Raw genomic sequence first — 17,853 nt, 5'->3', positions numbered from 1 at the left:
GCCTAACCCGCGGCGTCGAGAGCCTGCCGCCCTTCGATCTGGTCGAGCGCATCGACCACGGCTTCGAAGGTCAGCATGGTGGAGGCGTGGCGGGCCTTGAAATCCCTGACTGGTGACAGCACACGCATGTCCTCGAAACGGCCCGTCGGGCCATCGCCACCCTGTTTCAACATGGCAAGCATGTCTTCCCGCGCCTGCCGGACTTCGCCGCTGGAGGCCCCGACGATGTGGTGCGCCATGATGGAGGCGGAGGCCTGGCCGAGCGCACAGGCACGAACCTCGTGCGAAAACGCCGTTACGATACCGTCTTCGACTTTCAGATAGACCTTCAGCTTCGAACCGCACAGCCGGGAGTGTTTCTCGGCGCTGGCGTCAGCATCCTCAAGAACGCCGATGAGCGGGATATTCCCGGCAAAGTCCAGAATGCGAGTATTGTAGATATCGTCCATCATTGGTGCCCGGCGCGCTCAAGAATGCCCAAAACAGGACAGGTCAAATTTTTCTAACACAGCGTTTGTCGCAGTGAAGCTTTCCTGCCCTTCATTCTCATTATATGCTAACGAGCTTTCTGGACATCAAGCCGTGATCAAATTAACGGCTCCGATACCGAAAAAACAGCATCGGCCTTGCCAAAATGCTATAAAACAACCAGATAGCAGCAACTGCGAACATGGGTTCGCGATGTAAAACGAATTCAGGTGCGGCCTTTACCCGCATCGGGAGAGACGGAATGGATGCGATCGTGAAGAATTTCCCCGGCGCTGGCGCAAAACCCGACGTGGCCGAAGCTCGCCCGAGCCAGGCCGAAGCGGAAGAAGCAGTGCGCGTTCTCTTGCGCTGGGCTGGAGAAAATCCCGCCCGCGAAGGACTTCTGGATACGCCGAAGCGCGTCGCCAAGGCCTATCGCGAGCTTTTTGCCGGTTACGAGCTGAATGTTCAGGACGTGCTCGGCACGACCTTCGAGGAAGTCGGCGGTTATGACGATGTGGTGCTGGTGCGCGACATTCCGTTCTTCTCCCATTGCGAACACCATATGGTGCCGATCGTCGGCAAGGCGCATGTCGCCTATCTTCCGGCCGGTCGCGTGCTTGGCCTGTCGAAGATCGCCCGCGTTGTCGAAATCTTCGGCCGCCGCCTGCAGACGCAGGAAAACATGACCGCGCAGATCGCAAGATCGATCGAGGAAACCCTGAAACCGCGCGGCGTGGCCGTCATGATCGATGCCGAACATATGTGCATGTCCATGCGCGGCGTCAACAAGCAGGGGTCGACCACCCTCACCACCTCCTTTACCGGCACGTTCAAGAACGACCCGGCCGAACAGGTGCGCTTCATGACCATGGTGCGGAACCGTTAAGCACCGGCCCGAAAGCCGTAATGCGGTTTTCGGAAAATCCGATGCGCAAGAAAATTCAGAGTGGCGGGCGCTCTTCCGTTTCATCCGCCCCTCTCATCGTTCCGCCAGATGATTTTCCGAGGTTGCCATGTCCATTACCTTTCCGTCCGCGCCTGCGGACAAGGAAGCGCTTGAAAACGCAGGTCTCTTTTCGCCGAAATTCGACGCCCACGGCCTCGTCACAGCCGTAGTCACCGACGCGCGCGATGGCGAACTGCTGATGGTCGCCCATATGAATGCACAGGCCCTGTCGCTGACGCTTGAGACCGGCATCGCCCACTATTACAGCCGTTCGCGCGACAAGATCTGGAAGAAGGGCGAAACGTCGGGCAACCTGCAGACCGTGAAGGAATTCCGCACCGATTGCGATCAGGACGCCGTGTGGCTGAAGGTCTCGGTCGCCGGCCACGATGCCACCTGCCACACCGGCCGCCGCTCCTGCTTCTACCGCACGGTCGAACTGGCTGATGGCCAGGCGGTGACGAAAATCACCGACGATACGCGCCATTTCGATCCGGCGACGACCTATTCAGGCACATAAACCGCCGCCTTCCATCGGCCGCACCAATTTGCTACCAATATAGCGGGTTCCGGGGCCAAGGGCGGAACCCGAAGAACTGGCAGGGAGTGCGGTCATGTTGGGATGGGGAAATCGTCAGAACCACCTTGCGGCGGGTAATACCGACGTCATCGGCAATGAACCGCCCGTTACACAGATCGTCGATAAACACCGGATAGCGCTCGCGCTTGGCGGTGGCGCAGCCCGCGGCTGGGCCCATATCGGTGTCCTGCGGGCCCTCGATGAAGCGGGCGTCAAGATCGGCATGATCGCCGGCACCTCGATCGGCGCGCTGGTTGGCGGATGTTATCTCGCCGGCAAGCTCGATGAGCTTGAGGAATTCGCCCGTTCGCTGACGATGCGCCGCATTGCCGGCCTACTGGATCTCACGATCGGCGGCGGCGGGCTCTTCGGCGGAATGCGGCTCACAAAACGCATGCAGGAGCATCTGGAAGGGCTGCGCGTCGAAAGCCTCGATCATCCCTTCATCGCCGTCGCGACGGAGTTGCGCACGGGTCATGAAGTCTGGATTCATCAGGGTGATCTCGTGACCGCCTTGCGTTCATCCTATGCGCTGCCCGGCATCTTCGAACCCGTGCAATGCAACGGCCGCACCCTCATCGATGGCGCCCTCGTCAATCCCGTGCCGGTTTCGGTCTGCCGGGCCTATGAGCAGGCGCTGGTCGTGGCGGTAAACCTCAATTACGATCTCTTCGGCCGCTCCGCCGTCGTCAAGCACGCCGCTGCACCTCCCGGCGGCGCACCGCACGACAGCGCGCCGCGCCCCGGCCTGCCGGGCGTCATGGTGCAGGCCTTCAACATCATTCAGGACAGGATTTCGCGCTCGCGTCTGGCAGGTGATCCGCCCGATCTGATGCTTCATCCCCGCATCAACGATATCGGCCTGTCGGAATTCCATCGCGCCAGTGAGGCCATCGATAGGGGATATCAGGAAACGCGCGCGCGCATTCCGGAACTGGAGCGCATGCAGCAGGCGTTCCGGCGGTGAGGCGAGAGCTCCCTCATTCCTGTGCCTGTCACGGGAACCCAGCCGATGCGCGTCTACGTGGCGGTAGGAACTCCTTTCAGCCCAAGGACTTGGGCTGACTAGATTCCTGTGACGAGCACAGGAATGAGGGAGAGGACACTAACTCACCCGGCAATATAAGCCTTGATATGCTCCGCTTCGGCCTCGATTTCACCGATCCGCGCCTTCACCACGTCGCCGATGGAGATGATGCCGGCAAGGCGGCCATTCTCTTCGACCGGCACATGCCTGAAGCGCCCGCCCGTCATGATTTCCATCAGCTCATCGGTGGTGGAATCGTGGTGACAGCGGATGACATTTTTGGTCATGGCCACTGAAACGGATTGCTGGAGAGAAGCGGCACCCTGGCCCGCCACGGCCTTTACGAGATCGCGTTCCGTGAAGATGCCGAGAACGACACCATCGCCATCGGTCACGACGACGGAACCGATCTTATGTGCGTGCAGCGTGGCCGCGGCCTCACCGATGCTGACCTCAGGATTGACAGTCACGACGTCCCGGCCCTTGCGGTCGAGAAGATCCTTTACGAATGTTGGCATGCCTTCCTCCTCTTTGCAGCGATCCGCAGTGCCGCAGTCTCCCCCGGCGGTTGCAAATCATGAGGTATGGTGCGCTGAGGCCCGCGTGAATGCAATCCCGGATGGGACGCCCGAAAGCAAATTTGCGCCACGCCCGACAAGGAGCGTGATCGGCCTAGCGTAACGGGCGATCGAAAAAGCCGAAGAACAGGAAGCCGAGCAGAAACCCGAAAACATGGGCATCCCAGGCGATCTGACCGCCGACATCGCCGAACAGCGGCACGCCGACCGCAATCAGCACATTGCCGAACAGCCACATCAGCGTGAAGATCAGCACCGTACGGTTGGAGAGCGCCGCAAGAATGCTCTGCCGCGGCATCAGATGGCCGAAAGACGCGCTATATCCGCCCCGCGCCGGAAAGGCGAACCGGCAGGCCGCTCCCATCAGCGCCGAAACGACACCGGACGCTCCGATCAGCACCGTCACGTCCCCCCAGTTCAGAACGGCGTGGCCAAAGGCCGAAACGGCGGCGGAAATGCACCATAACAGCACGAAACGCACTGTTCCGATCCGGCGCAGAACCGGCGCGCCGAAGGCCATCAGCCACAATCCGTTAAAGAGGATATGCTCGATACCGCCATGCAGGAAAGAATAGGTCACCGGCGTCCACAGCCATTCCAGCCCCTGCTGGGAAAACGGCACCGCATAACGCAGCGGAATGAAGCCGAAGGTGAAGATGAACCAGCCATTGCCTTCCTCCGACAGAAGATAGGCGGGAACGACATAAGCAACGATTAGCGCGACCAGGATGCCCACCAGCAGCGATGGCAGATTGAAGACGGGATTGTTCGCATCGTCTTTCGGCTCCGGCGTTTCCGAAACCGGCGGCTGTTCGCCGTCCTCGTAGGACATGGTTCATCCCTGTCTTGGTCGAATTTTGCGTTTCCCGAGCAATATAGGAAGCCTGAAAGAAAAAAAAGCCGTCCCGCCTTCGAAGCGCGCGACGCCGGAACCGTAACCGGAAAAGGCGCCAGGCCAAAAACGGTCCGGCTTGCAGGCCCACCGTAAAAGAACGGGCGGGGCCATTAAATCGTGCTGAAGGAGCTTTCCACGACAGGGCCGCACCGATGCCACGACAAATGCCGTCAGGCAATATCAACCCTTTGTTAACCTTAACAAATCCAGTTGGCACGAAAATCGCTACACCTCCAGATACAGACGTTCGGATGGACATGATGTCCCAAAAACGAACATGGAGAGATGCTATGAAGAGCATGGCCGGACTGGAGATATACGCCTATTGGGATGAATTGCGCGGCAAGAGCGCCGCTCCACGCCGCGAGGACATTGAACCCTCGAAGCTCAAGACTCATCTCGGCGACCTTTTCATCCTGACAGACAAAGGAGAGGAAACACCCTTCTTCCGTCTTGCCGGCACCCGTCTTTGCGACCTGTTCGGCCGCGAATTGCGGGACCGCCCGTTTTCAGAACTCTGGCCGGCGGCCGGCGCGTCCTTTCCCTGTCGCGTGGCGCTCGGCATCCTGCAACATCAATTGCCCGTGGTCTTCGACATCGATGCTGACGACGGCTACGGCGATGAACCCCTGGCGTTCGAAATGCTGCTGCTGCCACTGCGCACGGAAGCAGGTGTCGCCCCGCGGCTCCTCGGCGCGCTGCTTCCACAGCAGCCACGGCACCACACATTGATGGTGCCGATACACTGTCTGTCGATGAAAAGCAGCCGGCTGCTGCGTATGGACATCACCCCGGCCGGATATTCGGCCAATGCCGCAGCCGCATTACGAACGGGTAGATGCTGAGGCGTCCAGGATCGACGAAGCGATGCTGAAAGCCCATGGCCGCACGGAGCGCGGGGCAACGAAACGTAACGATTTGGTCGATTAGAAAAATTGTAGAGATTAGGCAATACAGTCTGTTAACTCGCACAGGGTAGAAACGGACGATCATCATTCATTACAATTTGCGCTGCCCATGTTTTCGTCCCGTTCGGTCAACACCGCCCAAATTCTGCGCCCGGTTGAGGAAGTTCGCCTCGACGACGCCGTGCGTGTGTCCTTCAACGGCCGCCTCATGTTGCCCGATCACGAAGAATATGATTGCACCGCCACCGAGATGACCGCCGAGAGAGCACAATTCGCCTGCCCGGGTATCGCCCGCAATGGCGATCGCGTCATCGCCTATCTCCAGCATATCGGCCGGATCGAAGGCACGGTGACGTCGCTGACGGCATCCGGTTTCCTCATCGCCATCAATGCGCCGGAGCGCAAACGCGAAAAGCTCGCCGCCCAGCTCGCATGGATCGCCAAGCGTCAGTTGCTGGGCCTGCCGGAAGACCGTCGCCACGACCGCCTGACCCCGCGCAATGCCAGGGCGCAGCTGGTTCTCGAAGACGGCATGCTCGTCGCCTGCCGCCTGATCGACCTGTCGCTCTCGGGCGCAGCAATCGAGATCGAACACCGGCCGCCGCTCGGAAGCCGCGTCCAGCTCGGCAAAAACATGAGTGGCAAGATCGTGCGTCACTTCATGGAAGGCGTCGCCGTTGAATTCGATCGTGTCCAGTCACCCGACGCATTGATCGAGTTTCTTTAAAAAGGCCCCGCACGGCCCGACGCCATTCCCCGCAAAGCGTGAAGTCAGGCAGCGGACAAGGCTGCAGTCAGTCCATCGCACCGTGATGGGCAGTCGGGACCGGGCGGCTTTTTCAACGCACCTTTACCGCAGCCTCGCCCCCTCGTCCCTGCCCGAAAATCCGGTCGGCGTGTGTTCGCGACGCGGATATCCCGTTCAAAAACAAGTCCGCGGACGCAGTTTGCCGCTTTCGACCTGTCGCCCAAACAACGTCCCGACAGGAACGCTCACCTTGGTAATTTGCGGCACGACCGGGGCACAGACATAGCCTGCAACACGCCGTCCGAACTTTTTTCGAGAAAAAAGCAGTTTTTCTGAAGTTTTTTTCGGCGCTTTTTCGACGCGTGCCAGCAAGGAACACCCATCCCAAAACGGGAAATCCCCTACATCGCCCGCTTCCGCTACGGCGATGAACATGGGTATGAAAACACCTGCGAACGAAAAATCGCTGTCGATACAGCGGCATAAATGGCTACCAAAAACCTAAAGCCGGAATGCGTAAAATTCTAATAAAATTTGCTTCAAACACGTGTAAAAAACACTTCAAATTCAGTTCAAAACATCGGCTAATTTGCTGAAATTTAAGCTCAAATTGCGCCACGCAAATTTCCGCCGGGTCAAAAAATACCTGCGAATGTCTCCTCAACACGGGGAGACAAGCAATGAACAACAACCGTATCGTTTTCATCCTGATCGCGTTCATCGTCGGCGCCTTCGCACAACAGGCCAGCGCATCGCCGGCAGCCGTCATGCGCGTCATCGGCAAGGCCAATCCACCGATCGGTCATTATGAATTCTGCCAGACCTATCAGAGCGAGTGCCAGCCGACTTCGCTGGACAATGGCCCGATGAAGCTGACGGAAGAGCGCTGGAAGACGATGCTTGACGTCAACTACACCGTCAACACCACGATCACGCCGATGACCGACATGGAAATCTACGGCGTCGAAGAACGCTGGGCCTATCCTACCACCGTCGGCGATTGCGAAGATTTCGTATTGTTGAAGCGCAAGATGCTGATGAACAAGGGTTTCTCCGCCTCCAACCTGCTGATCACCGTCGTTCTGCAGCCGAATGGCGAAGGCCATGCCGTTCTGACCGTTCGCACCGACCGTGGCGACTTCGTTCTCGACAACATGCGCAACAAGGTCATGAACTGGTCGGAAACCGAATATACCTATCTGAAGCGTCAGGACACCGCCAACCCGGGTCGCTGGGTGAAAATTCAGGATGGCCGCGCCACCAATGCAGTCGGCGGCATCAACTGACCAACCCGTCTCCCCAAATAAAAAAGCCGGCCACCAAAAGGTGCCGGCTTTTTCATTTTCATCCATCATGCGTCAGAGCAGACCAAGTTCGGCCAGTTCGCGCCTGAGATCGGAAGGCATGTCCTCGCCGCCTCCTCCACCCCCGAGATCGCGCGGCGCCTCGTCATCCTTCAGGTAGCGCCAGCCCTGAAACGGCCGCTTCGGCGCAGGTGAGGTCTCGATCACCTCGGGTCCGAGAACGAGATCGCAGCGCGAAATATCGTCGTCTCCCTTGAAAGAACGGATATCGAGCAGCTTCTGTCGAGCCTGCACTTGCCCCTTGATGACCCAGTAGAGTGAGCCGCCTTCAAGCAGTTCCTCTACCCGTTTGGGGATCATGCGGGTCGTGTGGACGCTGTGCGGCTCAAGGCCCGCAGCCATGGCGGTGAGCGAGCGCTGCGCGACCCAGTCCCTCAGGTCCTGGAGTGAATCCGCGCCGACGCAAAGTTTGATGAGATGTAGAGGCATGTCTCTATCAATGCCTTTTTGCGGCGGGCGTCAAGCATGCCGGACATGCCGGGCGCCCAGCCCGCTCAACACTCCACAACGTTGACGGCAAGGCCGCCGGTTGAGGTTTCCTTGTATTTCTCGCTCATGTCGTTGCCGGTCTGGCGCATGGTTTCGATACAGGCATCCAGCGGCACGAAGTGCTGACCGTCGCCTTTCAGCGCCAGCGACGCCGCCGTGACCGCCTTGACCGCGCCCAGTGCGTTGCGTTCGATGCAGGGCACCTGCACCAATCCGGCGATCGGGTCGCAGGTCATGCCGAGATGATGTTCGAGCGCGATTTCCGCCGCATTCTCGATCTGCTCGGGCGATCCGCCCATCACCGCCGCAAGACCTGCAGCCGCCATGGCCGCAGCCGATCCCACTTCCCCCTGACAGCCCACCTCCGCGCCGGAAATCGACGCGTTATGCTTGATGATGCCGCCAATCGCTGCCGCCGTGAGGAGAAAGTCCCGCACGTCGTCGACGGTGGCATCCTCATGGAAATGCCGGAAATACCGCACCGTCGCCGGCACCACGCCCGCAGCGCCATTGGTGGGCGCGGTGACGACACGGCCGCCGGCCGCGTTCTCTTCGTTCACGGCCATGGCATAGACGCTCAACCAGTCATTCGCCATGACGGGATTCAACCGGTTGCTACGCCATTCCGCATTCAGTTTTTCATAGATCGAACGGGCACGGCGACGCACCTTGAGGCCGCCGGGCATGATGCCGTCCACCTTCAGCCCGCGCTCGATACATCCGTTCATCGCGTCCCAAATCTGGTCCAGCCGTTCATTCAGCTCTTCGCGCGAAACAACCGTCTCCTCGTTCGCCCGTTTCATCTGGGCGATGGTGCGGCCGGACCGCGCGGCCATTTCCAGCATTTCCTTCGCCGTGGCGAAAGGATAGGGCACGCGCGGGCCGTTATCGATGGTCTTGCCGCGCTGCTTGATCGCCTCCAGTTCCGTGTCGGTGACGACAAAGCCACCGCCGACGGAATAATAGATGCGCTTGACCAGCAGCCTGCCCTGGTTATCGAAAGCGGAGAAGGTCATGCCGTTCGCATGGCCCGGCAGCGGGTTCTTCTTGTCGAAGACGAGATCTTCGGCCGTCCTGAACTCGTAGGTCGGATGGCCGGGCGGCGTAACCGTACCGGCCTTCTCCACCGCCTCTATGATGGCGTCCATCGCGTCGGGATCGACAAGGTCCGGCCGCTCGCCGGTCAGGCCGAGAATGACTGCCCGGCCGGTGCCATGACCAATGCCGGTGAAGGCGAGAGACCCGTGCAGGCTGACCTTCAGGCGCGCAACGGCGGCACCGGCGGGGCGCGGCCACTCGTCGCTGAGGATCAGCGCCAGAAAGCGGTTGGCCGCCGTCATCGGTCCCATCGTATGCGAACTGGAAGGGCCGATACCGATCTTGAAGACGTCAAAGACCGAAAGAAACATTGAGTTTTTCCTGCGTAATGGATTCCGTCACATCATATCCAAAGCTGGAACTTATCGCCACAAAAGAGCGGCACCGGCTTTTGCAGCTGCGACATGGGCCTCCCGGAAACGAAAACAGCACGGTTTCCAGAGGAAAACCGCGCCGTTTCAAAACCCGTCAATCAGGAGAGATGCTTATGGGCTGCCAAAAATGTACGTCAATGCGAGAAAAGCGGCAAAGCCTGCGAGTGCGCGCAACGTGACGCCCCAGCAGGATTTCTGAGCGGTTTCTTCCATGATTACTCCAGCTATTCACTCTCCGGGCGATCTTCAAGACCCGGCCCGTGGAGGAAGCATTTATTAAAATCCGGCGCGGAAGGCAAATGCAAAAAGCGGCTAAATGAAGGCGTTTTCGACGGGCTGCCATTCGCGCCTTGCATAGGTATGTTAAAAAACAAAGCGTTAGCGCGACGCTGAAAACAGTGCCTTTTCTGTCCTCGCCGCAATTTAGGCTAAAGTGTAACCGTTTTTTAAAGGTTTCATACAAACACCTGTTGAAAACGGCGGACGCGGGCACGTTGCGGTCGCAATTCTTCCGCTGAAAGCCATCTTGAATGGCTGCGACCGCTGCTTTATCGACCATGGTCAAACAGCAACGATGCGAGTCCCACATGCAGACATCCTCTTTCCCCGACCGTGAAACTGTTGCTTCGAAACTGACCTCGCTTGCGAGTGAGGATAAGGCATGGGTGTCGTTGCTGATGGAGAACGCGCTGCAGGACGAGAACCTGCTGGCAGGCCTTAACCTTTATCTCGACCAGCAGGCCGGCGCTCGTTTTCTTAATAGCCTGAAGCTTGAAGCCACCGGTGAATGGCTGGGTGGCCACGCCCCTGCCCGCCTGCAAATCCGCCTCGCGGAAATTGCGAAGGCAAGCCAGCATCCTGCTTATCTCGCCTTCCGTAAGGGGCTGACGGCTTCCGCCGGCCTTGAAAAAGCCTATCCCAAGGCGCCGATCTGACCCGCTCGACTAATCCGGCACCCTGTCGACCACGGCGATGATCGGCCCCATGGGGAACAGTGTATCTCGCCTCTTCATCGCGGGAATATCGACGCTGGAAATGGTGCCGTCGAGATAGAGCGCATTCGGTGAATCCAGCACATCCCTGAACAGCGTGGCGAAATCGTAAAAGCGCACGGTATTGTCCGAAATGGCAAAATGTACCATGCCATCGCGAGAGACTCCGACGCCGTTGCGGCGCTTCAAGCTGTCGCTGTCGGGCAGAAAACGCGGATGCAGTCCGCCGTCGATAACAAGCATCGGCCCGGACTGGGTGGCAAAATCGGGCTTCGGGTCGGCCGTCAGATAGGCTTCGGTCGCCAGCACGCCCGCCCTGTGATCCTTCAGGTAAAACACGCCATTCGGAAGAAGATGGAAATTGCCCCAGCCACCGCGGGTGCTGAGTGGCGAACGTTCCACGCCGTTTTCGATAAACAGCCCGACCGGGGAATAATCGGAATGATACATGCCGCCATTCATGGCGAAGACACTGAACATGTGCTGACGCCAGAGCGCGGAGGATAGATCGGCGAAAGAACGATATCCCTGTCCTGAGACATGGTCGCGGTCGTAAATCCGGATGGTGCTTTTCGCCGGATCGAAACTGCAGACGGTATAGCGGCCGCCCGCATGATCCAAGATTCTGCAGAAATCCACCTGCCCGCCCGCTTCGGCCGAAAATGGCAGCAGCAACGGCAACAGCAGCTTCGCCAGTCTTTTCATCGATCTGTTCATGCCCACCCCGTGATTCTCTTCAGGGGAACATTCGCAGGGAAATTCGGTCAAAGAAAAGGCGTCACCCTGGCTTCAGGGAGACGCCGGACTTTCAGAAGGGGAGATGTCGTCAGCGACGGGCGGCGCGGTCGACGCTACGGCCGGCATCCTGGGTCGCATCCACGGCGTTCGCCGTATCCCGGCCCATGCCGCGAATGGTGTTGCCGCAAGAGCTGAGCGTCACGACGGTCAGCAGAGCCACGAAAACGGTCGAAAGAATGCGTGTGATCATTTGAAACTACTCCCCTATGACTTGCCGTCCGAGGCAAGCGCCGATGTGATATGCGTCACAATAACGTGAGTCCCAAAATTCGGTTCCAGCGGCGTTTCAAAAAATCCTGTCGATGAAAATTAACATGGTTTTGAGCTTCGCGAGGGAAACTGCGCGTGGATCGTGGCTTGAGAAATCCAGTGGGTGACATGACTGACATCAATAATCGGCTTCTGGTGATGACGACGGGCGGCGTGAACCCTAACGTCATGATCAATGCGCTGGCAGCGCGATTTCCCGACATCCATGTGTTCATGGAACAGCCCGAAAGCAAATCGGCCATCCTCAAGCGCCGGGCAAGGCGCCTCGGCTGGATTGTCGCAGTGGGCCAGCTGGCGACGATGGTCGCATCGCGGCTCGGCAAACGCTTCACGGTACGAAGAAGCAAAGAGATCATTGCGGAGCATGGTCTCCTGCCTGATCTGGGCGGCACCATTCCAGTCACGCATTTCGCCTCGCTGAACGATGAAGAATGTCGCAAGGCCGCCAATCTCCTGAAACCGGCTGTCATCTTCACCATTTCCTGCCGTCTGCTGACGCCGGCGACGCTCAGGGACCTGCACTGCCCCATCATCAATTTTCACGCCGGCATCAACCCGGCCTATCGCGGCCAGATGGGTGGATACTGGGCGCTGGTGGAAAAGGACCGGGGCAATTTCGGCGCAACCGTGCATCTCGTTGACAAGGGTGTGGATACCGGCGCCACACTTTACGAAAAACGGCTGAAACCCTCACCTTCCGACACCATCGCCACCTATCCCCTTCTCTTGACAGCAGCCTCGGTCGATATCGCCATCAATGCCATCGAAGACGCCTTGTCCGGCAGCCTTGCGCCGCAGCCGCCCTCGCCCGGAAAGTCGGTGCTCCGCTTTCCACCAACGATCTGGACATGGCTCTGGAACGGTCTGACGAAACGGGTCTGGTAGCGCCGCCGGCACCGCGCTCGGCTCAAGCTTCGTCGCAGATGCAGGGCTGTCTTGCCGCAACAGGCACAGACTTGGCCTCAAAAACGGTGCATGATAATCAAAAGGATCATGCACACATTGCCCGATATCTCCGCCACTTCCGTCATCCCTGCCTCCATCGAGGCCTCACCCGCGCAGGTGCTTGGCCCGGCAAGTCTTGCCGGTCTTTTTCCGCAGGGCGTGCGCGTTTATCTGACAGATACCGGAGCCGCCTCGCAGGTGAAGCTGGTCGATGCCGCAAAGCATCTGCGTGATCTCGGTTATGAGCCCGTTCCGCACCTTGCGGCGCGCCGTATCGCCTCTCGCATCGATTTCGAGGAACAGGTGAAGCGGCTTGCCGGCGACGCCGGCGTGACCGACGTGCTGGCGGTCGGCGGTGGCGTCGAGAAGCCAGAGGGCCCGTTCACGTCTACCATCGACATGCTTTCCACGGGCATTTTCGACCGTTGCGGCATCAGGCATATCGCAATTGCCGGTCATCCGGAAGGCAGCCCCGATTTCAATGACGAAACGGCGACGGCCGCGTTGCGGCTGAAACGCGATTTTGGCGAAAGAACCGACGCCGCCATGCGCATCGTCACCCAGTTCGGTTTTGATTCCGCCCGCTTCATCGCCTGGGCAGAGGGGCTTGCCGCATCCGGTATCGATCTGCCGGTGCATATCGGCGTTTCCGGCCCGGCCAAGATCACCACGCTCCTGAAATACGCCGCGCTCTGCGGTGTCGGCAATTCCATTGCCTATCTCAAGAAAAACGCGCTTTCCCTGACCACGCTTGCCAGGGGCCATTCACCGGAAAGCATCGTCGGGCCGATCGAACGGCACTGGCGGGACAATCCGCAAGGACCGATCCGGCAGATCCATGTCTTTCCCTTCGGCGGGCTGCAGGCGTCATCAGACTGGCTGGTCAGTCGTGGCAGCTGGCGGACCGAAAACGCGGATCACGCCGCAGCGACGGGTTCGGTGGCGATCTAAGCGGCGCGTCGACGGCGCATGATGGCCGTGACGCGTTCCTTCGCCTCATGCCGCCTTCGCGACCTCGACGAATGCATTGCGAATGCTTTCCGCCACTGCGAGCACCGGCCGCGACGCCTTGTCGCCCATAATCAGCCGGATATCGAAATAGCCGAGTTCCGGCAGGCCTTCCTTCTCGCCCAGAATGACCATGTCGTTCAGCACATAGGATCGTGGCAGCGGCGCGATGGCGAGATCTGCGGCAATCGCCGCACGCTGTGCCATCGTGTGGCCGCTGAGATAGGCCACGCGGAAATTGCGCCCACGTTTTTCCAGCGAATGAATCGCCTCTGAACGCCAGATGCAGCCCTCTTCCCATATCGAGATCGGCAGCGGATCGCGCAGATAGGCCGTGCCGCATTTCGCACCCGCCCAGACGAGCCGTTCGCGCATCAGCACCTCGCCGGTGTCCCTCAGCGGATGTGAAGCACAGTTGACGAGGGCGAGATCAAGACGCTGCTCGTCCATCCGCTTATAGAGATTGGAGCTGGCATCGATTGTGACGTCGATCATGATGCCGGGGAAAGCCTCGGCGAAACGCTTGAGAATGCCCGGCAGCAGCCCGCGCTCGCCAATATCCTCCGGTGCGCCGAGACGCACCACACCGGACAATTCGGGCATGACGAAACGCGACACGGCCTCGTTGGACAAGGCAATCATGCGGCGCGCATAAGTCAGAAGCGTCTCCCCATGCGCCGTCAATGTCACCGAACGCGCATCGCGCAGGAACAGCGTCGTTTTCAGCTGCTCTTCTAGCTTCTTGATCTGCATTGAAACGGCCGATGGTGTTCTGAAGACGACTTCGGCGGCGGTCGAGAAGTTTCCCGTTTCCGCAATGGCGACGAAGGTCCTCAATATGTCGTTATCCAGCAACGGCAGCGGTTGGCGGAAAGTCACGGTCATGGCACGCACCTTCAAATATTTTGATTTATAGATGGATATCATTTCGTTTGATTGAATGTCAACAACGGCGCACCATCCTCACATCAATCGTGGTTCAGGAAAGGATGAAGACATGACCATGATACATTACCTGCCCGCGGCGAACCGCTCCCCGCATCGCCCGTCATCCGCCCGCTGGCTGCAGCGCCTGTCGGGCAATATCGCCTCCCATTATGCGTCATGGCGCCGTGCGAGGATGCTCCGCGCGCTGGAAGCGCTCCCGCCTGAAACATTGAAGGATATCGGATGGCCCACAACCGACAACTACGGCAGAAGCGTCACTCGCAAATGACCGCCGGCCGATGGCTCGCAGCCTTTCTTACGCCCGCGAGCCATCGCCCTCTGCGGGTAAATGGCGGCCCCCGGGCGTAAATTGGCCTGCCTGTTTTACATGCGACGCGACGCCCTTTAAAAAGGCTTGTCGCAAAATTTGCATATTTCAAAAGCTATTTTTTGACAGCCCCGATTCCACGGCGTATTTTTCGTTAAAGATGTCGCATACAGGACATCCAGAAGACCAATTCCAAGGGAGGAATTGCGTATTCGCAACGGAGCACGGGCAAATGAGCAGAAACTCCCAGAAGAAGCGCTCAATCGTCTTTTTTCTCATTCCGCAATTTACCATGCTGCCCTTCGCCGCAGCGGTTGAAACGCTTCGCATCGCCAACCGAATGTTGGGCTACCAGGCCTACGAATGGCGCATCGCCTCGCTCGATGGCCAGAAGGTCATGTCCTCGAGCGGCATCTGTCTTGAGGCCGATACCTGTCTTGCAGATGAGCGGCGTTACGTCAGCGGCGAAAACCGCCCGGAAATGGCAATCATCTGTTCGGGCATCGATGTGGATCAACACATCAACAAATCGGTCAACGCCTGGCTGCGCGAAGCCTATAATCGCGGTATCGCCATCGGCAGCCTCTGTACCGCCGCCCATATCCTTGCGCAGGCTGGCCTCCTCAACGGCAAACGTTGCGCGATCCACTGGGAAAACCTGCCCGGCTTTTCCGAAGCCTTCCCGCAGGTGGAAGTCTACGCAGATCTCTTCGAAGTCGACAGCAACATCTATACCTGCGCCGGCGGCACGGCCTCGCTCGACATGATGCTGAGCCTGATCGGCCAGGATTTCGGCGAGAACCTCGTCAACCGCGTCTGCGAACAGCAATTGACCGACCGCGTGCGCAGCCCCAACGACCGCCAGCGCCTGCCGCTGCGCGCCCGCCTCGGCGTGCAGAACAGCAAGGTCCTGTCGATCATCGAATTGATGGAAGGCAATCTTGCCGAGCCGCTGTCGCTGCTCGATATCGCCGATGCCGCCGATCTGTCGCGCCGGCAGGTGGAACGCCTCTTCCGCCAGGAAATGGGCCGCTCGCCCGCCCGCTACTACCTTGAAATCCGCCTTGACCGCGCCCGTCACCTGCTGGTGCAATCGGCCATGCCGGTGGTGGAAGTCGCCGTCGCCTGCGGGTTCGTGTCAGCGTCGCATTTCTCGAAGTGTTATCGCGAAATCTACAATCGCACCCCGCAGCAGGAGCGCGCCGAGCGCAAGCTGCTGATCAGTGCTTCGCGCATGGCAATGGCGAGCCAGGCAGGCAAGGCCGCCCATTGAAGGCGGAGTTGAAGGTCCCGAACGCGACAGAACTTGTCTCAGAGCAAAAACCTGTCCTCCGTCATGCCGGACTAGATCCGGCATCCATTCACGGCGTGTCTGCGCCGTGAGAAGAGTATTTCGCGATCAAGGACCTGATCGCGCTGGCCCCCGTATCCAGTCCGGGGTGACGAAGTGCGGATGATGGAACTGTGGTAAGATCGCAGGTTCAGGGAGCAGCCAGCAAATCAGACAAATTCACACAAACGGCCGAACCGCATTGGCGAGGTCCTCCGCCGTCATGCCGGCGCCCGCTCTGTCGCCCGCCTCGCCATGCAACCAGACCCCGGCTGCAGCCGCTTCGAAGGCAGGTGCGCCCTGCGCCAATAGCGCGCCGATGATACCGGCCAGAACGTCACCCGATCCCGCCGTCGCAAGGCTCGCCGGGGCGTTCGTATTGACCAGCGCCCGGCCATCGGGCGAAGCGATCACCGTGTCCGCACCCTTATAGACCAGAACCGCGCCGCTGCGCGCCGCAGCGACCTGCGCCTTCTCGATCTTGCTCAGCCTCCCATCGGCCGCCAGATCGGCAAACAGCCGGGCGAACTCGCCCTCATGCGGTGTCAGCACGAATTTGCCCGCACCGGAAGTGATACGCTCGAACAGGACATCCGTATCATCCCTGAAGGCCGTGATCGCATCGGCATCCAGCACCACCGACTTGTCGCCAAGCAGCGACACGAATTGCCGCGCCTTTTCGAGATCGCCGAAGCCCGGGCCGAGAACGAAGGCGCCGTGACGCTCATCGTCAAGCCACACGCGCAGATCGTCGGCATTGTCCATCGGAACGTTCATCACGGCCGTCAATGTGACAGACAGCACGTCGAGCGCCGCTTTCGGCGCTGCGACAGTAACGATCCCCGCCCCCGCCTTCAGCGCTGAAAGCGCGGTCATGCGGCTAGCACCCGTCGCATGGGCGGGGCCCGAGAAGACCGTCAGGTGCCCCCTGCGGAATTTATGGGTCTCCATACCGGCGCGCGGCAAGGCATCCCGCCAGACAAACGGATTATTTTCCGCCACCGATCCCCTATGAGCATCGAGGATACGCAACGGTATGCCGATATCGAAAACCTCCAGCGCTCCGCAAAGCTCCCGCCCCGGCATCAGCAGATGACCCGGCTTGCGCGCCATGAAGGTGATCGTGCGCTCCGCCCTGAACGATGCGCCAAGCGCCACGCCACGCCGGCCGCAAAGCCCCGAGGGCAGATCCACGGCAAGAACCGGCACCTTCGCCTGCATGACCGCCTCCATCAGCCGGACTAACTCCGGCGGAACATCGCGGGACAGCCCGGCTCCGAACACGGCGTCGATCACCACGTCGCCGGAAAGAGGTGTATAGGCATCAAGCGGCAGCGGCGTCACGCCGCTCCGCTCCAAGGCCACGCGTGCACCCCCCTTGAGAAGGCCGATATCGCCGAGGTGATGGACAACGACTTTAGCGCCGCTTTGCGCCAGCGCCCGCGCCGCAACATAACCGTCACCTCCGTTATTCCCGCTGCCGCACAGGACGACGAAGCGCAGCGCCTGCGGGTAATGCCGAAGCGCCGAAGCAGCCACCGCCTGCCCCGCACGCTCCATCAAATCGTAAAGCGGGATGCCGGATTGGCCGGCTGCCGCATCGATGCGCGCCATCACAGCCGGGTCGATAAGGAGGAACTCGGAAATGGAGGTCATGCCCCATCATTCCTTCAAAACGCAGGAAAGGCAATCGATACAAAAATAAGCAAAATTCGGAGACCAAAAAACACTCAAATGCATATAATATGTGCAATAGCTCAACCCGCGACCACAGCAT

At 59.6% G+C, this 17,853-nt stretch carries 21 protein-coding genes; 11 read left to right on the top strand and 10 right to left on the bottom strand.

The features are described 5' to 3' along the window. Positions 1-2 precede the first annotated feature (2 nt). Positions 3-449, bottom strand: coding sequence for an iron-sulfur cluster assembly scaffold protein (locus tag DOU54_RS05825; RefSeq protein ID WP_113380638.1), 447 nt, complete (start codon positions 447-449; stop codon positions 3-5). Between the two features lie 281 nt (positions 450-730). Here DOU54_RS05825 and folE point away from each other — a divergent pair, with 281 nt between their 5' ends. The 3 genes from folE to DOU54_RS05810 all read left to right on the top strand — a co-directional run bounded on the left by folE (position 731) and on the right by DOU54_RS05810 (position 2,964). Further along, entirely contained in the window at positions 731-1,357 is a 627-nt protein-coding gene (gene folE / locus DOU54_RS05820) for a GTP cyclohydrolase I FolE (RefSeq protein ID WP_003495569.1), read from the top strand. 127 nt (positions 1,358-1,484) lie between these two features. After that, the gene (gene hisI / locus DOU54_RS05815) at positions 1,485-1,937 is read left to right on the top strand and encodes a phosphoribosyl-AMP cyclohydrolase (protein WP_113380555.1); all 453 of its coding nucleotides are present in this window, start codon (positions 1,485-1,487) and stop codon (positions 1,935-1,937) included. A 94-nt stretch (positions 1,938-2,031) separates the two neighbouring features. Further along, complete coding sequence (locus DOU54_RS05810) at positions 2,032-2,964, top strand: patatin-like phospholipase family protein (protein ID WP_004442259.1); 933 nt, start codon at positions 2,032-2,034, stop codon at positions 2,962-2,964. A 143-nt stretch (positions 2,965-3,107) separates the two neighbouring features. Here DOU54_RS05810 and DOU54_RS05805 read toward each other — a convergent pair whose 3' ends face one another. Beyond that, positions 3,108-3,542 carry a CBS domain-containing protein gene (locus DOU54_RS05805; protein ID WP_006698832.1) on the bottom strand — a complete coding sequence of 145 codons (435 nt, stop codon included), beginning with the start codon at positions 3,540-3,542 and terminating at the stop codon, positions 3,108-3,110. Between the two features lie 154 nt (positions 3,543-3,696). After that, positions 3,697-4,434: a rhomboid family intramembrane serine protease gene (locus tag DOU54_RS05800; RefSeq protein ID WP_045533745.1), complete on the bottom strand. Its 738-nt coding sequence runs from the start codon at positions 4,432-4,434 to the stop codon at positions 3,697-3,699. Positions 4,435-4,787: 353 nt separating this feature from the next. On the opposite strand from DOU54_RS05800, the gene DOU54_RS05795 reads away from it, so the two are divergent. Then, positions 4,788-5,342 (top strand): PAS domain-containing protein, encoded by a 555-nt coding sequence (locus tag DOU54_RS05795; protein ID WP_004442267.1) that lies wholly within the window; start codon positions 4,788-4,790, stop codon positions 5,340-5,342. A gap of 172 nt (positions 5,343-5,514) precedes the next feature. Next, a complete protein-coding gene (locus DOU54_RS05790) occupies positions 5,515-6,132 on the top strand; it encodes a PilZ domain-containing protein (protein ID WP_045533747.1) in 618 nt (205 codons plus the stop codon). Positions 6,133-6,327: 195 nt separating this feature from the next. Here the strand turns inward: DOU54_RS05790 and DOU54_RS27120 are convergent, their stop codons facing one another. Continuing rightward, positions 6,328-6,588, bottom strand: coding sequence for a hypothetical protein (locus tag DOU54_RS27120; RefSeq protein ID WP_146617332.1), 261 nt, complete (start codon positions 6,586-6,588; stop codon positions 6,328-6,330). A gap of 245 nt (positions 6,589-6,833) precedes the next feature. On the opposite strand from DOU54_RS27120, the gene DOU54_RS05785 reads away from it, so the two are divergent. After that, positions 6,834-7,439 carry a transglutaminase-like cysteine peptidase gene (locus DOU54_RS05785; RefSeq protein ID WP_004442271.1) on the top strand — a complete coding sequence of 202 codons (606 nt, stop codon included), beginning with the start codon at positions 6,834-6,836 and terminating at the stop codon, positions 7,437-7,439. A 72-nt stretch (positions 7,440-7,511) separates the two neighbouring features. On the opposite strand, the gene DOU54_RS05780 is transcribed toward DOU54_RS05785, so the two are convergent. Beyond that, entirely contained in the window at positions 7,512-7,946 is a 435-nt protein-coding gene (locus DOU54_RS05780) for a DUF1489 family protein (RefSeq protein WP_113730941.1), read from the bottom strand. A gap of 65 nt (positions 7,947-8,011) precedes the next feature. After that, positions 8,012-9,415, bottom strand: coding sequence for an L-serine ammonia-lyase (locus tag DOU54_RS05775; protein WP_037092522.1), 1,404 nt, complete (start codon positions 9,413-9,415; stop codon positions 8,012-8,014). A 650-nt stretch (positions 9,416-10,065) separates the two neighbouring features. Between DOU54_RS05775 and DOU54_RS05765 the strand changes: the two genes are divergently transcribed. After that, positions 10,066-10,413: a hypothetical protein gene (locus DOU54_RS05765; RefSeq protein WP_004442278.1), complete on the top strand. Its 348-nt coding sequence runs from the start codon at positions 10,066-10,068 to the stop codon at positions 10,411-10,413. Between the two features lie 9 nt (positions 10,414-10,422). On the opposite strand, the gene DOU54_RS05760 is transcribed toward DOU54_RS05765, so the two are convergent. Both DOU54_RS05760 and DOU54_RS05755 read right to left on the bottom strand, forming a co-directional pair. Beyond that, positions 10,423-11,187 (bottom strand): phosphodiester glycosidase family protein, encoded by a 765-nt coding sequence (locus DOU54_RS05760; protein ID WP_113730939.1) that lies wholly within the window; start codon positions 11,185-11,187, stop codon positions 10,423-10,425. A gap of 109 nt (positions 11,188-11,296) precedes the next feature. Further along, positions 11,297-11,458, bottom strand: coding sequence for an entericidin domain-containing protein (locus DOU54_RS05755; RefSeq protein WP_004442283.1), 162 nt, complete (start codon positions 11,456-11,458; stop codon positions 11,297-11,299). Positions 11,459-11,646: 188 nt separating this feature from the next. On the opposite strand from DOU54_RS05755, the gene DOU54_RS05750 reads away from it, so the two are divergent. Both DOU54_RS05750 and DOU54_RS05745 read left to right on the top strand, forming a co-directional pair. Continuing rightward, positions 11,647-12,423, top strand: coding sequence for a formyl transferase (locus tag DOU54_RS05750; RefSeq protein WP_113730937.1), 777 nt, complete (start codon positions 11,647-11,649; stop codon positions 12,421-12,423). Between the two features lie 90 nt (positions 12,424-12,513). Next, on the top strand, positions 12,514-13,434 hold the full coding sequence (locus tag DOU54_RS05745) for a methylenetetrahydrofolate reductase (protein WP_034498988.1): 921 nt from the start codon (positions 12,514-12,516) through the stop codon (positions 13,432-13,434). Between the two features lie 45 nt (positions 13,435-13,479). Here DOU54_RS05745 and DOU54_RS05740 read toward each other — a convergent pair whose 3' ends face one another. Beyond that, positions 13,480-14,418 carry a LysR family transcriptional regulator gene (locus DOU54_RS05740; protein WP_169692031.1) on the bottom strand — a complete coding sequence of 313 codons (939 nt, stop codon included), beginning with the start codon at positions 14,416-14,418 and terminating at the stop codon, positions 13,480-13,482. Between the two features lie 70 nt (positions 14,419-14,488). Here DOU54_RS05740 and DOU54_RS05735 point away from each other — a divergent pair, with 70 nt between their 5' ends. Both DOU54_RS05735 and DOU54_RS28370 read left to right on the top strand, forming a co-directional pair. Further along, entirely contained in the window at positions 14,489-14,707 is a 219-nt protein-coding gene (locus DOU54_RS05735) for a DUF1127 domain-containing protein (RefSeq protein ID WP_113380548.1), read from the top strand. 271 nt (positions 14,708-14,978) lie between these two features. Then, positions 14,979-16,019, top strand: a complete 1,041-nt coding sequence (locus DOU54_RS28370) for a GlxA family transcriptional regulator (protein ID WP_004442297.1) — start codon at positions 14,979-14,981, stop codon at positions 16,017-16,019. 237 nt (positions 16,020-16,256) lie between these two features. On the opposite strand, the gene DOU54_RS05725 is transcribed toward DOU54_RS28370, so the two are convergent. After that, positions 16,257-17,732: an NAD(P)H-hydrate dehydratase gene (locus tag DOU54_RS05725; protein ID WP_113380547.1), complete on the bottom strand. Its 1,476-nt coding sequence runs from the start codon at positions 17,730-17,732 to the stop codon at positions 16,257-16,259. Positions 17,733-17,853: the final 121 nt, after the last annotated feature.

The organism is Agrobacterium sp. MS2 (assembly GCF_003261015.1).
GTDB lineage: Bacteria > Pseudomonadota > Alphaproteobacteria > Rhizobiales > Rhizobiaceae > Agrobacterium > Agrobacterium pusense.
The sequence above is the reverse complement of the archived record's forward strand: the minus strand, read 5'-3'. Positions and strand labels throughout refer to the sequence as shown.